Origin of the sequence: Mariniflexile aquimaris (assembly GCF_042676825.1) — a bacterium.
Classification (GTDB): Bacteria; Bacteroidota; Bacteroidia; order Flavobacteriales; family Flavobacteriaceae; genus Mariniflexile; species Mariniflexile aquimaris.
Map to the genome: position 1 here is coordinate 193,121 of NZ_JBHTIB010000015.1, position 22,433 is coordinate 215,553.

Here is a 22,433-nt window from a genome sequence, read left to right on the forward strand (position 1 = left end):
CTATTTTTGTTATGTTCAACAATAAAAATCAAGAGATATGCAATTAAAAACCTACTTTATAAAAAAAATGCCATACTTAGCAATTTTTGGCTTAGTACTTGGCTTATCTTCATGTGGTTCATATCAATACGTTGGCGTAGATAACGATGGCATATATGGAGACGTGCCTAGAACAGTTCAATATGAAGAAACTGTAGTTCAAGTTCCTGACAATTCAAACAATAGTTACTATCAAAATTATTTCAAAAATAAATCTTTGGAGACTGAGTACATGATATCTAATAATGAAATATTTACAGATATCGATTCGTATGAAGGTGATGATTATGTTCAAAATGATACCCTGTATAATGATTACCAAGGGTATGCTGGTTGGGGACAACAAAATAGTAATGTTACCATAAATTACATAGACAACGGTTGGAATAATTGGGGCTGGAACGCTGGCTTTAATTGGGGTTGGAACAACTGGGGTTGGAATAGATGGAATAATTGGGGGTATTACGACCCATATTGGAACTCACCGTTTGTTGGTGGTTTTTATAACTGGGGATTTTATAATCCTTGGGGTTATGGTTTTTATGGTAATCCTTACCGTAATTATGGGTACTATGGTTATAATAACTTTGGGTATTATGGTAACAATAGATACTATGCTGGAAGAGGCGTATCGTATAGTGCAAGCAGACGCGGAAGCAATTATGCTGGTACCTCAAGATACTCAACTAATAATAATTTAAGTACTTCAAGGCGCAGTAGTGCTGTGGGTACTACGAATCCGACTTCAAAATATAGTACCTCAAGAAGAACAAGTGCCACAGGTACTACACCGTCATCAACCTATAATACAAGAGGGTATAATTCCAACGGCACACGTGTTTATTCTAATACGGTAAGAAGAAGTAGTGCGACTAGTACACCATCTGTAAATTCAACTTCGAGATCATCTTCGGTTAGAAGAAGTTCGTCAAGTGTGTACAAGCCATCTACAAGTAGTAGTAGCAATTCTGGAACCTATTCTAGATCGTCGTCTTCAAGCAATTCTACATACACACCAAGTAGAAGCTCTAGTTCAAGCTCATCGAGTTCAGGTTCTGTGTCTCGTGGATCGAGTAGTAGTTCAAGCGGTTCAAGTTCGTCAAGCGGCGGAAGAAGACGAGGTTAAAAATTTTATGAAATTTAATATTAAACTATGAAAAAGTTAAACCTACTAGTTTTAGGCATACTCTCTATGTCTACTATAAATGCTCAAGACATTTCGGATGCTTTGCGCTATTCACAAAGTGAAATTCAAGGAACAGCTCGTTTTAGAGCACTTAGTGGTGCTTTTGGGGCCCTGGGTGGCGATATGAGTGCTGTAAGTATTAACCCTGCGAGTTCAGCGGTATTTAGTCAAAGTCATGCGTCGTTTACCTTATCTAATGTAGAAACATCAAACGATACACGCTATTTTAATGGGTTTACATCGAGGAGTGAATCTAATTTTGATATAAATCAGGGTGGTGCAGCTTTTGTGTTTGCCAATAGAAGTAATTCGCCATGGAGAAAATTTACCATTGGAGTTGCCTATGACAGAACTAGTAATTTTGACGAGAATTGGAATGCTCGCGGTACAAATACAAATAATCAGTCAATAGACTTATACTTTTTAAATTATGCCGATGGGAAACGACTGGATGAAATTTCGGCTTTTGATGGTGAATCTTTATCGAATGCGTATGCCGATATAGGAAGCATTTATGGTTTTGGGCATCAACAAGCATTCTTAGGCTTTGAGTCTTACATTGTTGAACCAGATGATGTTGATAACGATGCAAATACTACCTATTATTCAAATTTAGCCAACGGCACTTTTAGTCACAATTATTCCTATGCTTCTACTGGATATAATGGGAAAATCAGTTTTAATATGGCAGCTCAATATGAGGATAATTTATATTTAGGTCTGAATTTAAACTCACATTTTATAGATTATCGTCGTTCTACCTTATTGTTTGAAGACAATTCGAATGCAGGTTCTTTAGTGAATAGTATCGATTTTGAAAACACACTATCAACCAGAGGAAATGGATTTTCATTCCAATTGGGAGGTATCTTAAAATTGAGCAACGAATTTAGAGTGGGTCTTACCTACGATTCTCCTACTTGGTACACAATTGAAGAAGAAACAACACAATATTTATCAACGGTACATACGTATTTTGGTTCAACAGAAACTCAAGTAATCAATCCGCAATATGTAAATGTATATCCTCAATATAGATTGCAAACACCTTCAAAAATAACAGGAAGTTTAGCTTATGTATTTGGAACACAAGGCTTGTTGAGTTTCGATTATTCTAGAAAAGATTACAGTACAACAAAATTTAAACCTGTTTCTGATGCCTTTTTCTCAGACCAGAATAATATTATTAGCAATGTACTTACTGATGCTTCTACCTATAGATTTGGTGGCGAATATAAAGTGCAACAATTTAGCTTTAGAGGCGGTTATCGTTTTGAAGAAAGTCCATATAAAAATGGCGTAACCGTTGGCGATTTAACAGGCTATTCTTTGGGGATTGGGTATAATTTTGGAAACACTAAATTAGATGTAACTTACGACCAAGCAAAGCGCACCAACGAAACACCATTATATAGTGTTGGCTTAACAGATGCCGCAGTAATTGATAATACAAATTCTGCTGTAACGGTATCATTAAGTTTCAATATTTAAGTTATAATTTAATAACAAATTTTAAAAAGGCTTGAATTTAAAAATTTAAGCCTTTTTATTTTTGTAAACTTTATGATTTTTTGGAGACAAACGAGATAAAATTAATTGTTTAAGAATACAAAACATAAGAAAAGTGTTTTGCTTATCTTTGCAGACTAAAAACGAGAATATTTTCGCAGATGAAACTTCCATAACGTATTATAAATACTCATGAAAATGACAATATGGAAGCTACATGTGACCTACAAAAAACAATAAAAAAGACACATGAAAATTGGAAATAACATAGAAGAATTTGAATCTTTGGGAGATGACCACGTTGGTACATCGTCTGATACGCCTTTACGTAATGATGCTTTTAAGCTTTCAAATGAAGAAAAAATTGATATAATTAAAGATGATGTTCGCCATATAATGGAAACACTTGGTCTTGATTTAACAGACGATAGTTTAAACGGAACACCAAACCGAGTGGCTAAAATGTTTGTTAAAGAAATTTTTGGCGGGTTAGATCCTAAAAGAAAACCAAGTGCATCGACGTTCGAAAACAAATATAAATATGGTGAAATGTTGGTTGAAAAAAACATTACTGTTTATTCTACCTGCGAGCATCATTTACTTCCAATAGTTGGTAAAGCTCATGTGGCTTATATTTCTAATGGTTCTGTGGTTGGTTTGTCTAAAATGAATCGTATTGTCGATTATTATGCAAAACGCCCGCAAGTTCAAGAACGCTTAACGATTCAAATTGTAAAAGAACTTCAAGAAGTTTTAAATACTGAAGATGTTGCTTGTGTTATTGACGCAAAACATTTATGTGTAAATTCTAGAGGTATTCGCGATATTGAAAGTAGTACGGTTACTTCAGAATTTGGCGGAAAATTTAAAGAAAAAGCAACGCGTAGAGAATTTTTAGATTATATAAAGTTAGACACTAAGTTTTAGATTAATTTATATTCGTTAAGAATGCAGTTATACCAAAGCAATCCAATAAAAATATATAATTCCCTTACTGGTACCAAAGAGATATTTAAACCTATAACCGAAGGTTATGTGGGGATGTATGTTTGTGGACCAACCGTATATAGTAATGTACATTTAGGAAACGTGAGAACGTTTATGTCTTTTGATGTGATTTTCCGTTACCTAAAGCATTTAGGTTATAAAATACGCTATGTACGTAACATTACCGATGCTGGGCATTTAGAAAATGATGCCGATGAAGGAGAAGATCGTATTGCAAAAAAAGCACGTTTAGAACAAATTGAACCTATGGAAGTCGTACAGCGCTATACCGTAGATTTCCACAATATATTAAATACCTTCAATTTTTTACCACCGAGTATAGAGCCAACAGCAACGGGTCATATCATCGAACAAATTGAACTTATTAAAACGATTATAGATAACGGATTCGCTTACGAAGTAAACGGATCTGTATATTTTGATGTTCATAAATTTAACGAAACTCACGATTACGGAAAATTAAGCAAGCGAAAGCTTGAAGATTTAATTCATAATACACGTGAGTTAGACGGACAATCAGATAAAAAAAATCCACAAGATTTTGCACTTTGGAAAAAAGCCGAACCTCAACACATTATGCGTTGGCCTTCGCCTTGGAGTGATGGTTTTCCGGGTTGGCATTTAGAGTGTACTGCCATGAGCACTAAATATTTGGGTGAACATTTTGATATTCACGGAGGTGGAATGGATTTAAAATTTCCGCATCACGAATGTGAAATTGCTCAAAATGAAGCCGCCAAAGGGCAAACGCCGGTAAACTACTGGATGCATGCCAATATGCTGATTATGAATGGTAAAAAAATGGCAAAATCAACAGGTAACTATATTTTGCCTGGAGAAATTTTTACTGGAGAAAATACAAATATCACCAAGGCTTTTGCACCAACGGTTGCACGCTTTTTTATGTTGCAAGCACATTACAGAAGTATATTAGATTTTACTAATGATGGCTTGTTGGCGAGTGAAAAAGGGTTTTACAGATTGATGGATGCTATAAATTTATTAGATGATTTAAAACCATCTAACGCATCTTCAATAGATATTCAAGCATGGAAACAAAGTTGTTATGATGCCATGAACGACGATTTTAACACGCCAATCTTAATCGCTAATTTATTTGAAGCGGCTAAATATATCAACCAGATTAAAGATGGTTCTGAAACTATTAATGCGGACGATTTAGTATTGTTGAAAACGACTATCAATGCGTTTTTATTCGATGTTTTAGGTTTAGAAAATGTTACAAAGGCAGAATCTGGAACCGATAAATTATCGGGAGCTGTCGATATTTTAATAAAATTAAGACAAGACGCCAGAGCCAATAAAGATTTTGCGTTATCAGATAAAATCCGCGATGAATTAGCCGAAGTGGGTATTCAGTTAAAAGATGGTAAAGAAGGCACATCGTTTTCTGTAAACTAGATTTAATGCTGTTACAGCACCGAAAAGACTGTTTGTGCTATCATGTTTTAGCTTGCGACTTATGTTGCTTTAGAACATAGTCTAAAGGCTCAATCTTACAAAACATAAAGGTTTTGTTTTAAAATGAAAAAAATACTTATTGCACCTTTTTTGTTTTTAATTAAAGTGTATCAAACACTTATTTCGCCATTTCTACCTGCAACCTGTAGATATCAGCCTACTTGTTCTCATTATACTAAAGAAGCATTGCAAAAACACGGATTACTTAAAGGCGGAAAATTAGCTATAAAACGTATTTTTAGCTGTCATCCATGGGGCGGTTCTGGCTACGACCCTGTTCCTTAAATTAAAAGGATGCGCACGAGTTTATTCTATAGAAACTAAAAAGGATATTTAAGTGATAACGATTTTGAGTAACTTCGGTTTTTAACTTAACGTATGATAGATTTAAAACTTTTAGAACATTTAGAAAGTTTCTTAACCGATTCCAGAAAGGAAAAATTCACGAAAGTGTTACAACAACGCACGAAGCATTTTACGGTTGCTACCGAAGATGTCTACCAATTACATAATACAAGTGCTGTTATAAGAAGTTGTGATGTGTTTGGTATACAGGAAGTCAATATAGTTGAAGAACGAAATTCCAAGCGAATTGACAGAGAAATAGCCATGGGCGCTCAAAAATGGGTGGATATTAATAGGTTTCACTCGGTTAAAGATTGTGTCTTAAATTTGAAGGCAAAGGGATATCAAATAGTGGCTACTACACCGCACGCCAATGATTGCGAATTACACGAATTTGATGTCACAAAAAAGTCTTGTTTTTTCTTTGGTCGGGAAACAGAAGGACTTTCGGAAGAAGTTTTAAAAGTAGCAGATTGTTATCTAAAAATTCCGATGGTTGGGTTTACAGAGAGTTTAAATATTTCGGTGTCGGCAGCGATTATTTTGCAGCATGTAACTACCAAGTTAAAACAGTCGACAATTAACTGGCAGTTAACAGAAGAAGAGTTACTAGCAAAGCGGTTAGATTGGATACGAAAAACTATTAAGAGCTATGACGAAATAGTACAGCGCTTTTACCATCAATAGTATTTTTTTGTATATTTAAGTTATACTAAATTACTAGGTTATGATTGTTTTACTGTATGTTTTTATAGGTATAATAGTGTCCATAATAATTATCATGTTTATCGCACCACAGAAGTATGCCGTAAATAGGAGTGTTGTTATAAATAAACCAGTTTCTGAAGTTTTTGATTATTTAAAATATATTAAAAATCAAGATGATTGGTCGCCATGGAAAAAGAAAGATCCTAACATGAAACAATCTTTTGTTGGAGTAGATGGCGAGGTTGGTTTTATTGCTAAATGGGAAGGGAACAAAGATGTTGGAATGGGCGAGCAGGAGATTTTAAGTGTCAAAGAAAATCAACTAATTCAATCTAAATTACGTTTTTTTAAACCCTGGAAATCAGAATCTGATGCCTATCTGCGTGTGGTAGAATTAGAAAAAAATCAAACAAATGTTACTTGGGGTTTTAGTGGCAAAAACCCAATGCCCTTTAATGTGTTTATGGTGTTTTTTAATATGGAAAAAACCGTCGGAAAAGATTTTGAAGAAGGTTTAGTTAGTTTAAAAAACATACTCGAAAAATAATTTAAAATAAAAAAAGGAAGCCTTCGAGCTTCCTTTTTTATATTTTTTATTTCTGTTTAATACTTTTTATTCCTGTTTAACACTTTGTATTCTTCGTAGCACTCACTAATCGCATCTAATATTTGTAAATCGTTAGCGGTTTGTATAAAACCTTTGGAGTAATTACATCTGCTAATAATTTCATCTAAATCCACACGTTCAACTTGTAATAAAACGGTAAGCATTTCACGGTCAAATCGAGTAGCTAATAAATTTCTAATTTCGTCATCTTCTTTCATTTTTTTCAGCTTTCGCATTTCATTTGGTTTTTTGCCAAACATACGATGCAGAAAATCTGCCGGATTAAAAATAGAACCTACAATTTTTGTGATAGCACCTGGAGAATCGGCTTCGTAACCGGTACTTGGTAAGCCCGAAATACTATAACGGTAATTATTATTAATTATAGGAACTTGCTTAATATCTACTACCAAATAACCCGTTAATTTTAACTGATTTACTACAACTTCTTCAAGCGCCAGAGCTAATTCGGTAAGTTCAATTTTAGAACTTCCAAACTTTAACCAGTCGTTAGTAACCCTAACTTTTATAGATTTAAAACCTAAATACGAAAAATGTAGTGTATCATTGGCCTTGGCGGTAATTTGAAATTTTCCTTCGCTATTAGTAGCTGTACCTACAACTTGATTTAAATTAACAATATTTACACTTTCAAGCACTTCTCCATTAGAAGCATTAACAACAACCCCAGTTACTTTATCATTTTGTTGCCCAAAGACAACAGTTGAGGTAATTAATAATAAAATAAGGAGTAGGTTGTTTTTCATAAGATGATTTTGTAATACTTAATAGGTTATAAAAGTACTAAACAAAAAAATAATAATTTGTTTCTATGTTTTTTTTGACTTAAAATTAACAATAATGTTTAATTATCTTCTAGAGCGTCTTGGTCTTGCAATACCAGAATCGCTTGGTTTAAAATCACCTCCAGAGCGTCTTGCTGCGCGATTTGGTGCGCTGTTCGAGTCGCCACCAGAACGTCTTGCTCTCGATTCGCCTCCGCTTCGTCTTTCACTTCTTTCGCCTCGGCTAGAATCGCTCCTAGAACTAGAACGACGTTCGCCACCGCTACGTCTATCGCTACGGTTTCCACCATCGCGTTTTCCTCCACCACGTCGGTCGCTGCGTCTTCCGCCGCCACCGCGATTTTCAGAAACTTCAACATTTACAAAGCGTCCGTTGTGCTTGTAATCGGTAAAAAAGGCTAAGATTTTATCTTTTAATTCGTTATTGGTATTAAAGAATGAAAAACTGTCTTTTACTTCCACTTTAAACACATCATCTCTACCAAGTTCTAAAACTTCTTTAAGGAAGTCTTTTAATTGCATCCAGTCAAAACCATCTTTACTACCTACGTTTATAAAATAACGCGTAGAATCAGCACTTCCACCAAAATCACGACCACCATCTCTATCTCTAATATCGGCATCAGAAACGTTCAGGTTTTTCGATTTTTGGTAATAGTTAAAGAATCTTGTAAACTCAACCGAGAAGAATTTCTTAATTAATTCGTCTTTAGAAGTGTCTTCAAACAATTCATTAATACTGTCTAAATGTTTATCAATTTCGTGATTGATTTCTGTATTGTGAATTTTATTGGCAAGCGACATTAATTGCACTTCGCAAATTTCAGAACCATCAGGAATATCTTTTTTCTCGAACGCTTTATTAATAATGCGCTCAATACTTTTTATTTTTCGCACCTCACTTTTAGAAACAATTACCATAGAAACACCTGTTTTTCCAGCACGCCCGGTTCTACCAGAACGGTGTGTATAGGTTTCAATTTCATCAGGAAGTTGGTAATTAATTACGTGAGTAATATCGTCTACATCAATACCACGTGCCGCCACATCGGTAGCAACAAGCATCTGTATTTGGTTTTTTCTAAACGAATTCATCACCAAATCACGTTGGTTCTGACTTAAATCGCCATGTAAAGCACCCGCACTATAACCGTCTTCAATTAAGCGTTCGGCAACTTTTTGGGTATCGTTTTTTGTTCTACAAAATACAACCGAAAAAATATCTGGGTTGGCATCGGCTAAACGTTTTAAGGCGTCATAACGATCTCTAGAATTTACTAAATAATATTCGTGAGATACTTGACTTGTACTTTCATTTTTATTTCCAACAGTAATTTCCTGTGGGTTTTCCATGAATTTTTTAGCAATCACAGATACCTCTCTTGGCATAGTTGCAGAGAATAACCAGGTACACTTGTCTTCAGGCGTGTTCGATAAAATATCGGTAATATCTTCAAAAAAGCCCATGTTTAGCATCTCATCGGCTTCATCTAAAACAGCATATTCAATTTTAGAAATATCTACCAAACGTCTGCTAATCATATCTTTAATACGCCCAGGAGTTGCCACAATAATTTGCGCTCCTTTTTTAATATCTCTGGCTTGGTCTGTTATACTAGCACCACCGTAAACCGCAACAACGTTAAGTCCTTTGCAGTACTTGCCGTAAAGTTTCATTTCGTTGGTAATTTGCAAACAAAGTTCGCGGGTAGGCGATAAGATTAAACCTTGCGTCGTTCTGCTATCAATATTAATTTTTTGAAGCATCGGAAAACCAAAAGCAGCCGTTTTACCTGTTCCGGTTTGCGCTAAGGCTACCAAATCGGTTTCAGAATTTAATAAAATTGGGATTGCTTTGTTTTGTACTTCACTGGGTTGTGTAAACCCTAAATCGGTAATAGCGTGTAAAAGGTCCTCATTAAGACCTAAATCTTGGAATGTGTTCATTCGTGTATAAGTATTCGATTGTATTATGTGGTGTTACATAAGAAGCGAATCGACATACTTAAACCTAACCTTCTAGCAACACATCCTCACCCTGAGGAATTATTTCAAGCGGCAAAGGTACAAATTTATTTGTCATTCCCTCGAAAGTGGGAATCTTTTTAATTGAAGCACGGTGTTTGCTAATGTTTTGGGCGTTTTAATATGCTTTACTCATACCTTTATAATTTAAATTTTGGAATTCGTGAATATAAATATTACACTACTCGCTCCTTCCTTAGGTCGGGGAGCTCAAACACTTAGCCTGCGGTGAGCGCAGTCGAAGCGTTCAATTGTTAACGCAGCAACCAACCAAGGTTACAGCGAGGAGTTTAAGGTGATTTATTTCTACTGGTTATAGTTATGTATTACAAGCAGATTTTTAATTCTGTTAATTTTGAGTTTCTAAATTCATCTTCTTGAAGTAGTTGCAATTGCATTTTACAATTGTCCATAGAAATAATTTGATAGATATTTTGATTGGATATTTGGTCAATAGTAAAAATCAGAAAAAAGTTTTGTTGAATTTCTTTAATATACCAATAGCCTTCATCATTCCAAGTTTTATTTATAATAGTATTTCTCTTTTTTGGTTTTTCAAACAATTCATCACGAAAAAATACTTTATCGCTAAAAATAAAGTCGATTCCATCATTGGTTTTATCGAAATTATTTTTGGTTAGAAATTTACTAATTTGACTTTTGTTGACTGAAAGCTTGTGATTTAATTTCAAGGGTCTGAACACGTGCATCATATTCTGTTCAAAATCTATTTCAATCGAATCTTTTCCAAAAACATGGAAATCAATACTTAACGAGTCATCGTTAAAAGATAGTTTAGAATTTTTAAAATCAATTTTGGTAGGTATGATACTATCTATAAATATTGCACTAAAGGTTTTATTGTCGAAGTCAATTATAAAACCTTCGTTACCAGAAGTGGTCATTGACTCTTTGTCAATCACATAATTATTGTACGACATCCAAATACCATTGATATCTTGTGCTTTGCAAGATGTTAATCCAATAACTATAAATATTAATTGTAGTGCGTTTTTCAACTTGTTTATAACGGTTATTTTATGAATAGTGTGGTTTTGAGTACGAGATTTTGAAAGTAAGCTAGAAGCAGAAATAAAAATATACTTTGTGGTGACAGTTTTTTTATTTCGTTTTCTTGTAAACTTCTGTTCCGCAATCAAAACATAAAAATTGTCCTTTTGTTAAAGTTAATAATTCTCCTTCCTTAATTGTTATTGTATAAATACCTTTTTTACTAAATCTTATTTGATGTGTTGGAGAAGTTTTTCTTAACAGTTCGTATTTTTCTTCCGAAATTAAATTTCCATTTTTGTAAAAGCGAACTGTTTTATCTTTGTCAAATTCAATTTGCTCGTTCTTTTTACCTTTAAAAGGAAACTCAGCATTTGTTAGTGCTTCCCAATTCCATTTTCCAACAATTTGATTAATTTTCAAAATATTTTGTTTTTCGCCAATACTTCTTATTCTGTCTATTGCATACATGGAGAAATAAGATTCTGGGAATTTTTTAGAGAAGTGCAGATATTCTCGAATAAGTATAGAGTCCGATGTCTTTAATTCTTCTTGTTTTATTGGTAAAATATATTCCGTTGTAGATTTGATTCGCAGCGAATCAAATGAAATATCTTTGGTAATGATACTCTCAAATTGAACGCTTGGTAAATTTTTTAACGAATCTAATTCAGAGTTAAGGGATTTTATCTGCTTTTTTAATTCAAAATTTTCAATTTTTATTTTTTCATGAGCGCTATTAGAACAATTAAAAAATGAAATTATAAGTAAGAGTGAAATTATTCTGTTCATTGGTTTTCTTAAAAATTTGGAAACGATTATGTTTATGTAATGTTGCTTGTTTTTGAGCGAGAATTTTCCAAAGGAAAATTTGAAGCTAAAAACACGCAACTAGCCTTGGTTTAACTAAAATTAGCAATTTTTATTGACTTTTAAACTACTAAAAAGTCAGAACCTTTGCCCATTTTAAAATTAACAATATTAGAATTGTAATTCCGGTAGCGACATATATTAAACCTTCCCAATAAAAAGTTCTTATACCCCATAGTTTTCTCATTTTTTCACTATTTGCTTTTTTGTACGGACCAACAGTAAATTTCCAATAAAAGAAAAGAACTATTAAAAAAATAAATATTGTTATTACTATTAACCAAGTTCTTCCCATGTCTAAAATATTTAGTTGATGCGATTTTTAATTCTACATACTTTCTTTAATTCCGAAGTCAATTATTTTACTGATTTTCTAACTTTCCCAATTATTAGAAATCCAAAACCAAGACCGAGTAAAAGGGCCGAAATAAAATCTGTAACTTCGTTTTCAAAAGAGAACATTATTATAATTCCGACAATAAGTATTACTAATCCTATAATTCTTATTTTATTCATGAAATTTAGTATAAGTTGTTTTGAGCTTCTTTTTTTTCTTTTTCAAATGATTTTGTCAAAGTTTCCAATTGTGATTTTTTTTCGGATTCAGTCAATTTTTTATTTCCTTTAATATCTAGACTTAGAGAGTCATATTTTTTCTTTAAACATTCAAGATGGTCATGTTGTCCAAAGGCGTGTAATTGTAATTCGTCCATTAATTTCTGTTTTTTTGACTTTTTAACGTTAAGAACGACTAAGCCACATGAGATTTTCCGTGATAAAATTAGAAGTTAATAAACCGTCAACATGTTTTGGTTTTACTAAAACTAACAAAAGTTTATCTGTTGATTTAGAAAAAGTTATTTTTTAAATAAGAACTCCAAAGGAATGCTAGCACGTTTATTCCATGCTTGTTCGCTGTGGTTTTCACCAGGAAAATATTTTGTTTCCCAACTCGAGCTGTTATATCCTTTTTCAATCATTATGCTATCTACCTTATTTTGAATATCTGGATATAACGCATCTAACGTTTGATCGCCACAATCAAAATATATTTTATGTTTGTTCGGATTTGGCAGTTTCTTTTTCAAATATTTAAGAAATTCATTTGGCATCGGGTTGTTTTCTAAAATAAACGTGCCTACCCAATGTGTAGATAAACAGGCTGCGCCACCAAATACCTTGGGATATTCGCAAATGGCATACATAGAAATTAAACCTCCCATACTGCTGCCCATTACATAGGTGTTTTCCCTATCACGATAAACCGAATAAGTGTTATCTATATAAGGTTTAAGTTCTTCAACCATAAATTTGAGGTAGTTATCCGACTGAGGATTAAATGTTGTTTTTATTGGAACATGAGAACGCTTTAGTTGGGCGTTTACTGTGTCTTTTTCACTTTTAGATAAAGATTTAAATGGCTTTTGCGGAAAATAATCGGAATGACGTGTTTCGCCGCCATTCCAAATTCCAACAACAATGAATTTTTTTGTACGCTTAGTGTTGAATAGTTTGGATGCTGCATCATCAATATCCCAAGCTTGTTTATTCCACGATTGTTCAGAATCATATAACATTTGGCCATCGTGCATATATAAAACTGCGTATTTTGTTGAATCTGAATATCCGTCTGGTAACCAAATATCAATATGCCTTGGAGTTATATATTTCGATTGAAAATTATCGATTCTAACAAGCTTTCCATTTACAACTTTTGCAAGTGCATCTTGAGCATTTGTCTGTAACGACAAAGTAAAAAGTATAATTAAAGCAATAATTTTAAAATTCATTTTATTTCGATTTTCAATTGTTAAATTCTGGTCGTTATATTATACGCTGGGTTCTTATTCAGCTTTTTTTTTACGATACAACCACCAGTTCATATTTCTTGTTAATTGATACCCTAATTTTTCATAAAGCGGAATTGCTTTGTTTCCTTTATTTGTATGTAAAATAGGTGTTTTGTTTTCTTTTAAAATTTCTTTTGTATTGTAGGCAATTAATTGTTTTGCCAGTCCTTTTCCCGTATAATTAGGATGTGTAACTACAGCGCTAACTTCAATAAATAGATTAGTTTGCATGCGCTGTCCTGCTATTGAAACTAATTTGCCATTTTTAAATATGCCAAAATATTTGCCCATTTCGAAGGTTCTTTTTTTATAGTAACCAGGCATCACCAACCATATTAAATCATATATCTCATCAATATATGTAGCATCTAACAACACAATGTTTTCGTCTATTTCAACATCTGCTAGCTTATTTAAAACCATTTGACAACCATCAGTTTTTTTTGCTAAGTAAACTTTGTTGTCGTCTATTATAGGTGTTTGATTTTCTGAAACGAAGAAGAATTCATCAGAAATTTTTAAATAGTCATTAGAGGCTTTTGCTGTTTTTGTTTCATCGAAAAAGGCAGCAAAATTGCAAATTTCTGGGTCATAAAATTGTACGTCGTTAAATTCTACAACAAATTTTTTATGAGTTTCTTTTAAAGAATACCAAACGGGGTTTTTTAATTGATGTTCTAAGTCTATCATTAAAATGAATGAAATTAATTTGAAATATGAATACTTCTAGACGCCTTCAAGCATGCTTATAACTTATAATTTAATAGGCGTTACAAATATCAGGATAAAGTAAGTTTTTGTTACTGAGATTCTGTAAAATTATTTATTTTTTATTAGTTAATTGATGAATATTTCTTGTGTTTTTAGGCTGTTTCACGTTTGGTAGTCTTTTTGAATAGGAAGAATCGTGCCTAATAACCTTGACATGAGCGATGGTTTTGTTAAAACTTCTGAATTGTTTTGTACTAGTGCTTATATAATGTTACAATTTGATTTATATCAGCGCCTTCGAGATGCTTTAAGGGTTGAGGATTATTGTATAAATTAATCATTGCCTGTCCAATTTTAGAAGTCGTTGTTACCGATTTCATTCTTTTTAATAAAGGAAAAATGGGTTTCGTAATGACATAGAAGAAATTGTATAATTTGGTTTTAGATTTTACGCCACGTTCTGGTAAAATGGCGCCTAGTCTAAAAGCATAAGCATCTTTAAAGCCCTTGTTTAAAATTAAATTTTCGGTTTTGCCTTTAACTCGTGCCCATATGGTATTACCTTGTTCACTGCTATCTGTTCCCGCACCTGATACGTATGTAAATAGCATATCAGGATTTGCTTGATAGGTAGCATTTACAAGTGCCTCTGAAATTGAAAATGTCAGTTTGTAATAGGCTTCTGCATTTATACCTGCCGATGATACACCCATACAATGAAAACACGCATTATACCCTTTAAACTCATCTTGTATGCTACTAAAATCAGTAAAATCCTTATGTATAATTTCTTTTATTTTAGAGTGAGAAATATCAATAGGACTTCTATTTATTAGCAAAATATTTTCAACGCTTGCATCATCTATACATTCTAGTAATACACCTTTACCAACCATACCTGTTGAACCTGTAATTATAACTTTCATTGGTGTTTTAATTTAAATTTCTATATTCTGAAGGACTAAACCCTGTTTTAGATTTGAAGACTTTACTGAAATGTTGCGGGTATTCAAATCCAAAATCGTAGGCAATTTCACTTACTGAAGAATTTGAGTTTAATAATTTGGTTTTTGCTTCTTCAACCATATAAAGCAATATATGCTCTTTTGCCGTTTTTCCTGTTTCAACTTTTAATAAATCGCTTAAATAATAACCCGATAAATGAAGTGCATCACCACATTGCTGAACACTTGGTAAGCCGTTTTCCACTAATTGGTTAGATGTAAAATAGTTTTTTAAGTACTTCTCAAATTTAATTAAATAGTCTTTGTTATAATTACTTCGTGTATAAAACTGCCTATCATAAAATCGCTTACTGTATTTTAAAATACTTTCCAAATTAATGATAATCAATTCTTGGGTGTGTTTATCAATATTTTGGTCAATCTCGTTTGCAATATTGGTTACAAAATCTAACAGAATTTTTTTCTCTTTTTCTGAAACATGTAAGGCTTCGTTATTTTCATATTCAAAAAAAGAATATTCTGAAATTGTTCTTGCTAAAGACGAGTGTCTAATAAAATCGGGATGAAAAAAAATATCCCATCCTTCACCATCCTGTTTTCGTTGGTTTTGGTCCTCTTCAAATTGCATTACCTGACCTGGCGCTGTAAAAATTAGGCTACTGTCTTGATAGTCATACGATTTTCGACCGTATTGAAACGCGCCAGTACCAATTTCTTTTAGGCTGATAATAAATAAGTTAAAACTGAATTTACCAGCAGAAATTTGTAGTTTTTTCTTTAATTCTCTGGTTGAAATAACGGAAATTAAAGGGTGCGCAGGACTTGATAAACCAAGCGCTTTATGAATACTACTGATGCTATCTATATTAATGATGTCTTTCATCTTATAAAATTAGTTCTTTTTTTCTACTAAATGCAGCTGCTCATTATAGGATTTAATTCTGGCGTGGGCAGTACCGTCAATCAACAAAATAACTACTAACATGGCAATCGTTGTAATCAAGCTTGCCCGCCATCCTGGGGTGTTAACAAAGAAAATAACTAGAGCACAGACCACGATAATTAGCGGAATGGCGGTAAAAACAACGTTTTTATATTCCTTTAATGTTGCTTCTGTACGCTCAATTTCTGAGGCTACAAAGGTCGAGGCATCTGCGTTGTAAGCTGTTTCAAATTGTGTTATTCTCGATTTATTTGTAAAAAACAATCCAAGACCAATAATAGTTAATAAGGCTCCTGCCACCAACATGGGAATGATGTAGGCTCTCGCTATATCAGTTTTTCCCAATTGCCAAAACCCTAGACTTGCCACCATAAATAGCACTCCAAATAGAATGAAAAATGGGGTTGAAAAAAGTTCGGCTTTTGCCCATTCTGTTGCTGTTTTTAAAATGTCCATATCTTATTTATTTTGAATCTTCTAATTTAAAAATTCCATTTAAAACCAGTTGCCTCTTCTGATACTTTCCACAACCGCTCCATCACAGGTTTATCTTTTGCATGCGGCTCTAATTTGCATTCGCCAACCGGACCAGTCCAATAATTTCGTCCTGTAGGGCCGTAAAATCCGCTTTGATCCAAGTCAGGTTCTAAGGCACACATCAATTCTGGGTAGGCACCTTTTTCAGCAGATTGTACCATTGGAGACAATTTTATTAATTGCCAAACAAAACGTGTCATTAAACTTCCGCTGGTTCTAATCAACGAGGTTCTGGAAGCGCCTGGGTGACAAGCATATACTTTTACATGGGTCTTGCCCGCTTCTTTTAGTCTGTTCTGTAATTCGTAAAGACACATGATCTGCGCCAATTTGCTTTGGCTATATACACTATTAGGACTGTAGTTTTTATCCCAGTTCATATCGTCAAACTGTATGGACTTAATACCTAAATTATAACCCATACTACCTACAGTTACAATACGACCATTGGATTCTTCAATGCGAGGGTAGAGTAGTCCCTGAAGCAAAAAATTACCGTAGTGGTTTACACCAAGCTGACTTTCAAAACCATCAACCGTAAGAGTTTGTTTTGGCACTTGGGCAATGGCAGCGTTTAAAATAAGTGCGTCAATTTGAGTAACTGTTTTAAGAATCTCATCTGCTGCTCTTTTTACAGAAGCTTGTTCAGCCAAATCCATTTGTATGGCTGATACATCTATGTTATTACCAAGCGTTTGCTTTAAAGTAGAGATGGTGTCCGCTGATTTTTTTTGGTTTCGATTAAGCATCACCACTTTGGCTCCTTTAGAGAGTAATATTTTAGCTGCTTCAAATCCTGTACCACTTGTAGTACCAGTAACAAGGTATGTTTTGCCATTTAAATTCTCTATTCTATTGGGTGTCCACCCTTGTTTTCCAAATTGATTTGAATTCATTTTTTTTGTTTTTGTTTTGTTTATTTATTCTGCTAATAAAATCTGTTAATCTATATTTTTCCACCAATGTTTAAATTGTTGTAAACTATCACGCAAATTTACTTGCTCCCCAATTAAAGGAGTTATGACTTTAATAGCAGATTGGTTATTTTCATTTGTAATTTTATCTAACGGTTCGTTCCAATCGTGATTGGCAAGGGTGAACTTTCCTAAATGCACAGGCAAAATAGCTTTTGCTTTTAAATCATTTGCAGCTTTCAATTGTTCTCCTGGTAACATATGGATATATTTCCATTTTTTATCGTATTGACCATTTTCTAAGATGGCAAGTTCAAAAGGGCCATATTTATCTCCAATAGTCTTAAAATGTGTGTCGTATCCACTATCACCACCAATGTATATATTAGTAGAGGGTGTTTGTAAAGCGAACGAAGCCCAAAGTGTTTGTGCACGCTTAAAACCTCTTCCAGAGAAATGTCGTGCAGGTGTTATATGTACTGTAAATCCTTCTTCGAGTTGAAGCGTATCATACCAATCTCCCTCCATAATGATATGTGATTTAAAGCCCCAATGTTCTAAATGGGCACCGTTACCAAGGCCGGTTATTATATGCTTAATTTTTGGCTTCAATTTTTTAAGTGTTTTAAAATCCATATGATCCCAATGGTCGTGCGACAAAAACAAATAATCTATTTCAGGAAAGTCATCAGTTGAATAAATATCGGTGCCATTATACGCATTTGTTGTAAAAGAAAGTGGTGATGCATTACCGCTTAATACAGGGTCTACCAATATTTTTTTGCCATCTATTTGCATAAAGTAAGTTGAATGTCCCATCCAAATTAGCACGTTTTCTTTGGGGTTTAAGGCCTTCAAATCGGTTTTTGCTGAAGGAATATATTGGGTTGGTTCTTTTGGTTTAGATGAAAAAACAAACTCATATAACACTTTTCCGTAACCAGCGCCTTCAGTCAGCATTGGAGTTTCACTCAAATTCTGAAAACTCCCATTTTTGAAATTAGGCGATTGTTCTATCTTCAATAATCTTTCACCCATTGGATGCTTTCCAAATTGTTCTGTGTTTAAAAAAAAGACAGTTCCAATTGTTATAAATCCTGTCATTAAAAGTATTCCTATCATTACTCTTTTAATTAATATCATTTTATCAATACCCTTCTGGTGATTTGTTCTATATTTTTACACTGCAAAATTCCTTAATAAATATATTTTGGTTGAATACATTTTCGGGAAAGGTGAATACTTTTTCCTTAATATCAGTAATTTTTAAGTCTTAAATTATTTTAGATTTGCCGCAGATTCTAACTGTTCCATTACCAGTGTGTCGTATGCTTTATCGCTCATGGAAGCTCTGGTTTCAATATTTTCCATAGCCATATTACCAACAGGATAGCGAGTTTCAGGATCTGTGGAATGCATTGCTGTTTCTATCACCTTTGCCACAACAATGGGATCACTTGATGCATCAGGGTTGAATGTGTTAACAAGTCCGGCTAAAATTGTTTTTTTAAGTTCAAAATATGCGGTATTTTTATTCTCAGCGGCGTGAAGTAAGGTGTTTTCGGCAAGTTCACTTTTAACCATACCTGGTTCTATTATGACTACTTTAATGCCAAATTGTTTGACTTCAAGTCTTAATACATCGCTCCAGCCTTCTAGAGCCCATTTTGTAGCGCCATACCAGCCCATAAGTGGCATATAAATTTTTCCTCCCATAGAACTCATATTAAAAATGATGCCAGATTTCTGCTTTCTCATGATGGGAAGTACAGCTTTGGTGACTTCGACCAAACCAAAAAGATTTACTTCAAACTGTTGTTTTGCCATTTCATAACTGGTGTCTTCGATTGGGCCGTAAATAGAATAACCTGCATTGTTTACTAAAACATCAATTCTACCTTCTGTTTCAATGATGGATGCGATTACCTCTTTAACTTGTTGGTGGTTGGTTACATCCATTTCTTTAGCAACGCCACCTTTTTTAATGATATCGTCCATTTTGTCAACTCTTCTGGCTAAACCATATACTTTATGGCCTTTTTCTAATAGATAAAGTGCTGTGGCTTTACCAATACCCGAAGATGCGCCTGTAATAACTATAATTTTTGAATTGTTCATTTTGTGGTGTTTATAATTTATGAGGCAAAATTCTAAAAACCAATACTATCAGATGTATATATTTTAAGGGAAAGCGAATACTTTTTAAGGAAAGGTAAGCTGTTTTGGTTAGGAGTTGTTTTGTGGTAGCTTGTGGTTTACATGTAATGAAATTAATATAACTCCTAAAATTCTTAGGTTATATTAATTTTATTGTTGGCCTCTAATGTAAATGCGTTTTTTCGTACTTAAACGATCAATTTTATTATTGGTTTTGCCTTTTAGTGTTAAGATTACCAAAGTAAAACCTCTTAAAATGATAGGAGCTATTGCTTTCTTAAATTCCTAATACGTTCTAAAAGCGTAGGATGCGAATAGTGCATAAACACATACGCTGGGTGCGGTGTTAAATTGCTTAAACTGTTTTTAGATAGTTTTTTTAGCGAGGTAATAAGTGGTTCTGCTTTAAAGGTGTTTTTCGCATAATCATCTGCCTGATATTCAAATTTTCTGGAAAATAGGTTCATGATTAATCCTGTAATTTCAGAAATGGGCGAATATAACATACCAAATGCAATTAAACCAATATGAAAACTTGGTATGTCTACTCCCAACGCATTTGAAAGTATGGGGTTAGAGATAAAGAGCGATAATATGTAAAGCAAAAAGCCTGTGAGTAAAATGGAAGAAAACAGATTGAAAATAATATGCTTTTTCTTGTAATGCCCAACTTCGTGTGCTAATACGGCAACGATTTCATCTTCTTCTAAATCGTTAATTAAGGTGTCGTAAAGGGTTACGCGTTTTTCGCTGCCAAAACCAGAAAAATAGGCATTGGCTTTGGTACTGCGTTTGGAGCCATCAATCACGAAAATTTTATCTAATTTAAAACCAACAGTTTCAGCGTATGCCGCAATTTTATCGCGTAGGCTGCCGGCTTCTAAAGGTGTTTGTTTATTAAAAAGTGGCACTATTAATTTTGAATAAAACATGTTCATAAACACAACAAAAACGGCCACTAATCCCCAGGCGTACAGCCAAAAATAAATGCCAGTAGATTGGTAAAACCAAATGATAACGGATAAAATACCACCGCCAACAATGGCCATCATGAGCCATCCTTTTATTTTATCTAGCACAAATGTTTTTTTTGTAGTTTTATTAAATCCGAATTTTTCTTCAATAACAAAGGTGCTGTAATAAGAAAATGGCGTTGTTAAAATATCACTTCCAATCATAATAATTCCAAAGAAAATTAAAGCAATTACAATGGGGTTTTCGCTGTAACTTCTCGCGATGTTGTCGACAAACTCAAAACCGTCAAAAAACAAAAATCCTAATGTTAAAATTACTGAAAACGACGATGTTAAAATGCCAAATCTGTAGTTTGTTGCTTTATAGTTTTGCGATTTTTTGTATTCAGTTTCGTCATACACATCCTGTAATTCTTCAGGAAGTTTATCGTTATAATGTTTAGCATTTAAAGCGTCAAGAATTTTATCAACTATAAAATTGATGATTATAATTGCAATAATGATGTAAAATAATGTGGTTGATGTCATGTTGTTAGAAAGATAAATTCCGTAAAACAAAAATAGAAACTAAATGTCACACTGAGCGCAGTCGAAGTGCTTATTTGTTTAGATACTTATACTGAGTTGCATTTCTGCATTCTGCTAAAATTTGCAGCATATTAAAATTACCTGTTATTAACGCTTTTTTCTTGGCTCATGTCCAGTTTTTTATTTTCTTTTCAAAATATTTTGCTTGCAATACATCGTTAAAAGTTTCGTAAAATTTAACTTCTATAGGTCTTCGTTTATATGTGTAGCAATTTTTATACCTTCCAAATGCATGTTCTTCTATACGTTAATCTAAATTACTTGTAATTCCAGTATAATAAGACTCATCAGAACATTTTAAGATGTAAACATAATAGAAATGCATGTTTTTAAAATTTGTTAAGATTTGAAATGCACTTCGACTGCGCTCAGTGTGACATATTGGTTATTATTTAAATCCCCGTTGTCTTTTCGCCTCAAAAATAAGAATTCCTGCCGCAACAGATACATTCATAGAATCTATTTCGCCCTGCATGGGTATAATAATATTTTGAGTGGCATTTTCTAACCATTCATTACTTAGCCCAGTGGCTTCGGTGCCTACCACTATGGCGGTAGGTTTCGTGAAATCTTGTGTATTATAATTTACAGAAGCTTGTAATGCGGCGCAGTAAATGTTTATGTTTTGTGCTTTCAAAAATCTAATAATTTCTGAAGTGGAGCCAAGAGCAATGTTTTTGGTAAACACGCAACCTACGCTTGATCGAATTATATTGGGGTTGTACAAATCAGATTTTGGATTTGCAATAATTACCGCATCAACATTTGCAGCATCGGCAGTACGCAATAAAGCACCAATATTTCCTGGTTTTTCGGGTGCTTCTGCAACTAAAATTAGTGGGTTTTCTGTATTGAATTTTAAAGCATCCATGCTATGCGTTTTGCTTTTAGCTACAGCCATAACACCTTCGGTAGTTCCCCGATACGCTAGTTTTTCATAAACGTCTTTAGAAATCTCGATAAGGGTGAGTTGTTGTTGTGTTAATGCTTTCACCTGCACTTCATTAAAAAGCTCTGGATAAAACAATATAGTTTCCAATTCGTAACCGCCTTTTAAAGCCAATGTAATTTCACGAACGCCTTCAATTAAAAATAAGCCAGACTTTTTACGTTCGCGCGACTTGTCTTTTAATTGTAAAAGTTGTTTAATAACTGGATTTTGTAGGCTTGAAATCGCTTTTGTAAGCATTTATGTATT

The 22,433-nt window shown here is 33.5% G+C and carries 22 protein-coding genes and 1 pseudogene; 7 read left to right on the forward strand and 16 right to left on the reverse strand.

Going from position 1 to position 22,433, the window contains the following annotated elements; all coding sequences use genetic code 11:
- Positions 1-67 precede the first annotated feature (67 nt).
- The 7 genes from ACFQ0I_RS14860 to ACFQ0I_RS14890 all read left to right on the forward strand — a co-directional run bounded on the left by ACFQ0I_RS14860 (position 68) and on the right by ACFQ0I_RS14890 (position 6,824).
- Entirely contained in the window at positions 68-1,165 is a 1,098-nt protein-coding gene (locus tag ACFQ0I_RS14860) for a hypothetical protein (RefSeq protein ID WP_379943592.1), read from the forward strand.
- A gap of 27 nt (positions 1,166-1,192) precedes the next feature.
- On the forward strand, positions 1,193-2,716 hold the full coding sequence (locus ACFQ0I_RS14865; protein ID WP_379943594.1) for an OmpP1/FadL family transporter: 1,524 nt from the start codon (positions 1,193-1,195) through the stop codon (positions 2,714-2,716).
- A gap of 267 nt (positions 2,717-2,983) precedes the next feature.
- The gene (folE, locus tag ACFQ0I_RS14870; RefSeq protein ID WP_379943596.1) at positions 2,984-3,661 is read left to right on the forward strand and encodes a GTP cyclohydrolase I FolE; all 678 of its coding nucleotides are present in this window, start codon (positions 2,984-2,986) and stop codon (positions 3,659-3,661) included.
- 21 nt (positions 3,662-3,682) lie between these two features.
- A complete protein-coding gene (gene cysS / locus ACFQ0I_RS14875; protein WP_379943598.1) occupies positions 3,683-5,164 on the forward strand; it encodes a cysteine--tRNA ligase in 1,482 nt (493 codons plus the stop codon).
- 123 nt (positions 5,165-5,287) lie between these two features.
- Positions 5,288-5,509: a membrane protein insertion efficiency factor YidD gene (gene yidD / locus ACFQ0I_RS14880; RefSeq protein ID WP_379943600.1), complete on the forward strand. Its 222-nt coding sequence runs from the start codon at positions 5,288-5,290 to the stop codon at positions 5,507-5,509.
- A 93-nt stretch (positions 5,510-5,602) separates the two neighbouring features.
- The gene (locus ACFQ0I_RS14885; RefSeq protein ID WP_379943602.1) at positions 5,603-6,256 is read left to right on the forward strand and encodes a TrmH family RNA methyltransferase; all 654 of its coding nucleotides are present in this window, start codon (positions 5,603-5,605) and stop codon (positions 6,254-6,256) included.
- 40 nt (positions 6,257-6,296) lie between these two features.
- Positions 6,297-6,824, forward strand: a complete 528-nt coding sequence (locus tag ACFQ0I_RS14890; RefSeq protein WP_379943604.1) for an SRPBCC family protein — start codon at positions 6,297-6,299, stop codon at positions 6,822-6,824.
- Between the two features lie 56 nt (positions 6,825-6,880).
- Here the strand turns inward: ACFQ0I_RS14890 and ACFQ0I_RS14895 are convergent, their stop codons facing one another.
- The 16 genes and pseudogenes from ACFQ0I_RS14895 to ACFQ0I_RS14970 form a co-directional block, all read right to left on the reverse strand.
- Positions 6,881-7,651 (reverse strand): carboxypeptidase-like regulatory domain-containing protein, encoded by a 771-nt coding sequence (locus ACFQ0I_RS14895; protein WP_379943606.1) that lies wholly within the window; start codon positions 7,649-7,651, stop codon positions 6,881-6,883.
- A gap of 102 nt (positions 7,652-7,753) precedes the next feature.
- Positions 7,754-9,637 (reverse strand): DEAD/DEAH box helicase, encoded by a 1,884-nt coding sequence (locus tag ACFQ0I_RS14900; RefSeq protein WP_379943608.1) that lies wholly within the window; start codon positions 9,635-9,637, stop codon positions 7,754-7,756.
- A gap of 404 nt (positions 9,638-10,041) precedes the next feature.
- Positions 10,042-10,734 (reverse strand): hypothetical protein, encoded by a 693-nt coding sequence (locus ACFQ0I_RS14905; RefSeq protein ID WP_379943610.1) that lies wholly within the window; start codon positions 10,732-10,734, stop codon positions 10,042-10,044.
- 103 nt (positions 10,735-10,837) lie between these two features.
- The gene (locus ACFQ0I_RS14910) at positions 10,838-11,518 is read right to left on the reverse strand and encodes a hypothetical protein (RefSeq protein ID WP_379943612.1); all 681 of its coding nucleotides are present in this window, start codon (positions 11,516-11,518) and stop codon (positions 10,838-10,840) included.
- Between the two features lie 599 nt (positions 11,519-12,117).
- Entirely contained in the window at positions 12,118-12,309 is a 192-nt protein-coding gene (locus ACFQ0I_RS14915) for a hypothetical protein (RefSeq protein ID WP_379943614.1), read from the reverse strand.
- Positions 12,310-12,453: 144 nt separating this feature from the next.
- Positions 12,454-13,386 (reverse strand): alpha/beta hydrolase, encoded by a 933-nt coding sequence (locus tag ACFQ0I_RS14920; RefSeq protein WP_379943616.1) that lies wholly within the window; start codon positions 13,384-13,386, stop codon positions 12,454-12,456.
- 54 nt (positions 13,387-13,440) lie between these two features.
- Positions 13,441-14,136 carry a GNAT family N-acetyltransferase gene (locus ACFQ0I_RS14925; protein WP_379943618.1) on the reverse strand — a complete coding sequence of 232 codons (696 nt, stop codon included), beginning with the start codon at positions 14,134-14,136 and terminating at the stop codon, positions 13,441-13,443.
- A 275-nt stretch (positions 14,137-14,411) separates the two neighbouring features.
- The gene (locus tag ACFQ0I_RS14930) at positions 14,412-15,083 is read right to left on the reverse strand and encodes an NAD-dependent epimerase/dehydratase family protein (RefSeq protein ID WP_379943620.1); all 672 of its coding nucleotides are present in this window, start codon (positions 15,081-15,083) and stop codon (positions 14,412-14,414) included.
- A 7-nt stretch (positions 15,084-15,090) separates the two neighbouring features.
- The gene (locus ACFQ0I_RS14935; RefSeq protein WP_379943622.1) at positions 15,091-16,005 is read right to left on the reverse strand and encodes a helix-turn-helix domain-containing protein; all 915 of its coding nucleotides are present in this window, start codon (positions 16,003-16,005) and stop codon (positions 15,091-15,093) included.
- Positions 16,006-16,014: 9 nt separating this feature from the next.
- The gene (locus ACFQ0I_RS14940; RefSeq protein WP_379943624.1) at positions 16,015-16,521 is read right to left on the reverse strand and encodes a hypothetical protein; all 507 of its coding nucleotides are present in this window, start codon (positions 16,519-16,521) and stop codon (positions 16,015-16,017) included.
- A 26-nt stretch (positions 16,522-16,547) separates the two neighbouring features.
- A complete protein-coding gene (locus ACFQ0I_RS14945; protein WP_379943625.1) occupies positions 16,548-17,498 on the reverse strand; it encodes an SDR family oxidoreductase in 951 nt (316 codons plus the stop codon).
- 45 nt (positions 17,499-17,543) lie between these two features.
- The gene (locus ACFQ0I_RS14950) at positions 17,544-18,638 is read right to left on the reverse strand and encodes an MBL fold metallo-hydrolase (protein WP_379943626.1); all 1,095 of its coding nucleotides are present in this window, start codon (positions 18,636-18,638) and stop codon (positions 17,544-17,546) included.
- Between the two features lie 156 nt (positions 18,639-18,794).
- The gene (locus tag ACFQ0I_RS14955) at positions 18,795-19,634 is read right to left on the reverse strand and encodes an oxidoreductase (RefSeq protein WP_379943627.1); all 840 of its coding nucleotides are present in this window, start codon (positions 19,632-19,634) and stop codon (positions 18,795-18,797) included.
- A gap of 305 nt (positions 19,635-19,939) precedes the next feature.
- Complete coding sequence (locus ACFQ0I_RS14960; protein WP_379943628.1) at positions 19,940-21,175, reverse strand: M48 family metallopeptidase; 1,236 nt, start codon at positions 21,173-21,175, stop codon at positions 19,940-19,942.
- A 70-nt stretch (positions 21,176-21,245) separates the two neighbouring features.
- Positions 21,246-21,560, reverse strand: a pseudogene (locus ACFQ0I_RS14965) (GIY-YIG nuclease family protein).
- A gap of 63 nt (positions 21,561-21,623) precedes the next feature.
- Positions 21,624-22,424, reverse strand: coding sequence for a TrmH family RNA methyltransferase (locus tag ACFQ0I_RS14970; RefSeq protein ID WP_379943630.1), 801 nt, complete (start codon positions 22,422-22,424; stop codon positions 21,624-21,626).
- Between the last annotated feature and the right edge of the window lie 9 nt (positions 22,425-22,433).

Excerpts from the sequence above, each read along its gene's own strand:
- ACFQ0I_RS14950 (WP_379943626.1), bottom strand. The coding sequence starts at position 18,638 with ATGATAGGAATACTTTTAATGACAGGATTTATAACAATTGGAACTGTC.
- ACFQ0I_RS14925 (WP_379943618.1), bottom strand. The coding sequence starts at position 14,136 with ATGATAGACTTAGAACATCAATTAAAAAACCCCGTTTGGTATTCTTTA.
- ACFQ0I_RS14885 (WP_379943602.1), top strand. The coding sequence starts at position 5,603 with ATGATAGATTTAAAACTTTTAGAACATTTAGAAAGTTTCTTAACCGAT.
- ACFQ0I_RS14915 (WP_379943614.1), bottom strand. The coding sequence starts at position 12,309 with ATGGACGAATTACAATTACACGCCTTTGGACAACATGACCATCTTGAA.
- ACFQ0I_RS14865 (WP_379943594.1), top strand. The coding sequence starts at position 1,193 with ATGAAAAAGTTAAACCTACTAGTTTTAGGCATACTCTCTATGTCTACT.
- ACFQ0I_RS14940 (WP_379943624.1), bottom strand. The coding sequence starts at position 16,521 with ATGGACATTTTAAAAACAGCAACAGAATGGGCAAAAGCCGAACTTTTT.
- ACFQ0I_RS14930 (WP_379943620.1), bottom strand. The coding sequence starts at position 15,083 with ATGAAAGTTATAATTACAGGTTCAACAGGTATGGTTGGTAAAGGTGTA.
- ACFQ0I_RS14955 (WP_379943627.1), bottom strand. The coding sequence starts at position 19,634 with ATGAACAATTCAAAAATTATAGTTATTACAGGCGCATCTTCGGGTATT.
- ACFQ0I_RS14920 (WP_379943616.1), bottom strand. The coding sequence starts at position 13,386 with ATGAATTTTAAAATTATTGCTTTAATTATACTTTTTACTTTGTCGTTA.
- ACFQ0I_RS14960 (WP_379943628.1), bottom strand. The coding sequence starts at position 21,175 with ATGACATCAACCACATTATTTTACATCATTATTGCAATTATAATCATC.
- ACFQ0I_RS14945 (WP_379943625.1), bottom strand. The coding sequence starts at position 17,498 with ATGAATTCAAATCAATTTGGAAAACAAGGGTGGACACCCAATAGAATA.
- ACFQ0I_RS14860 (WP_379943592.1), top strand. The coding sequence starts at position 68 with ATGCCATACTTAGCAATTTTTGGCTTAGTACTTGGCTTATCTTCATGT.
- ACFQ0I_RS14970 (WP_379943630.1), bottom strand. The coding sequence starts at position 22,424 with ATGCTTACAAAAGCGATTTCAAGCCTACAAAATCCAGTTATTAAACAA.
- ACFQ0I_RS14890 (WP_379943604.1), top strand. The coding sequence starts at position 6,297 with ATGATTGTTTTACTGTATGTTTTTATAGGTATAATAGTGTCCATAATA.
- ACFQ0I_RS14900 (WP_379943608.1), bottom strand. The coding sequence starts at position 9,637 with ATGAACACATTCCAAGATTTAGGTCTTAATGAGGACCTTTTACACGCT.
- ACFQ0I_RS14935 (WP_379943622.1), bottom strand. The coding sequence starts at position 16,005 with ATGAAAGACATCATTAATATAGATAGCATCAGTAGTATTCATAAAGCG.
- folE (WP_379943596.1), top strand. The coding sequence starts at position 2,984 with ATGAAAATTGGAAATAACATAGAAGAATTTGAATCTTTGGGAGATGAC.
- yidD (WP_379943600.1), top strand. The coding sequence starts at position 5,288 with ATGAAAAAAATACTTATTGCACCTTTTTTGTTTTTAATTAAAGTGTAT.
- ACFQ0I_RS14895 (WP_379943606.1), bottom strand. The coding sequence starts at position 7,651 with ATGAAAAACAACCTACTCCTTATTTTATTATTAATTACCTCAACTGTT.
- cysS (WP_379943598.1), top strand. The coding sequence starts at position 3,683 with ATGCAGTTATACCAAAGCAATCCAATAAAAATATATAATTCCCTTACT.
- ACFQ0I_RS14910 (WP_379943612.1), bottom strand. The coding sequence starts at position 11,518 with ATGAACAGAATAATTTCACTCTTACTTATAATTTCATTTTTTAATTGT.